We start from the raw sequence: 1,393 nt of genomic DNA on the forward strand, positions 1-1,393 counted from the left end.
CCGCGTCGGGGACGGCAGCCGCACAGGAGGACGACGACGAGAACGGTGGCGGCGGCGAAGTCGAACCCGACTGGCCGAGCGGCGCGCAGGGGAACCTCGGCACCTACGAGGACGCGCGCGGCCAGGACGAAGTCACCGTCACCGTCGGGGGCGGTGACGACGGGCTCGCGTTCGACCCGACCCTGCTGTGGGTCGACCCCGGCACCACGATCACGTGGGAGTGGAGCGGCGCGGGCGGCGGCCACAACGTCGTCACCGTCGAGGGACCCGCCGAGCTCGACAGCGGATCGCCCGTCGACGAGGGGGGACACACCTACCAACACGAGGCGACCGAGGAGGACGAGGGGATCACCCACTACGTCTGTACCCCGCACGACGGCGTCGGGATGCACGCCGGTCTCGCGGTCGGGGACGACATCGACACGGTCGACGTCGGCGGCGACGGAGCCTCCGGAGTCGTGTTCGTCCCGCAGGGCGCTCGTGCCCTCGGTATCGCCACGTTCATCGCGATGTGCAGCACGCTTGGGCTCGCGTTCGTCTTCATGAAGTACGGCGGCACGATCACCCAAGAGTAACGCACGATTTTCCCGGCTCGATCGGCCGCACGTGCCGCGGTTCCCGGTCGGCTCGGCGGACGACTCACCGCGACCGCTTCCCTCGGACCCGACGGGGACCCCGCTCTCGGTGTCGGCGTTCGTCGCCTACTCGCCCGCCAGCTCCCGATACAGGTCGACGTATCGATCGAGCGTCGCGGCGTGATCGTACGAGTCGAAGTCGGGGTCGACCGCGCGGCGGTCGAGCTCGTTCACGGCCACGAGCTCGTCGGCGAGCTCCGCGGGACTGGTCACGAGTCGCCCGCGCGTCCGCCCCTCGACGAGCTCGTGAGCGCTGGAGTCCGCCTGGTACTCGACGAGACCCACACAGCCGCAGGCGAGCGCCCACAGCAGCTCCGTCGCGAACGTCTCCCAGCTCGCGGTCTGTGCGAAGACGTGTGTCCCCTTGAATATCGACACGCGGTCCTCGACGGGAAGGTCACCGAGGAACGCGACCCGGTCGGCGATCCGGAGGTCGCGGGCGGCGGCCTCGACCCGCTCGCGTTCCGGACCGTCGCCGATCACCGCGGCGGTCCAGTCGCGTCGGCGGATCTCCGCGAGCGCGAGCAGGAACGTCTCGACGTTCGCGTGCCGGTCCAGCCGGCGGGAATAGACGGCGTCGAACCGGTCGTCGACGGGAGCGTCCTCGACGACGCCGACGTCGATGCTCTCGGGGACGACCCGGACCGCGTCGCCCGCCGCGCCATGCTCGCGAACCCGAGTCTTCGTCGTTCGCGAAGGTGTCGTCACCGTGTCGGCCCCGCCGGCGAGCAGGCGGTACCCGCGGCGCGAGTCGGCGG

The 1,393-nt window shown here is 71.2% G+C and carries 2 protein-coding genes; one reads left to right on the plus strand and one right to left on the minus strand.

What is annotated here, in order from left to right; translation table 11 throughout:
• Positions 1 to 575: halocyanin domain-containing protein (locus tag ACFQEU_RS15900; RefSeq protein ID WP_379783751.1), on the plus strand; the 575-nt coding region annotated here is incomplete at its 5' end.
• A 126-nt stretch (positions 576 to 701) separates the two neighbouring features.
• On the opposite strand, the gene ACFQEU_RS15905 is transcribed toward ACFQEU_RS15900, so the two are convergent.
• A partial coding sequence (locus ACFQEU_RS15905; protein ID WP_379783753.1) for a glycosyltransferase occupies positions 702 to 1,393 on the minus strand: 692 nt, incomplete at its 5' end.

The sequence above is a fragment of the Halorubrum tibetense genome (genome assembly GCF_042661865.1).
GTDB classification, from domain to species: Archaea; Halobacteriota; Halobacteria; order Halobacteriales; family Haloferacaceae; genus Halorubrum; species Halorubrum tibetense.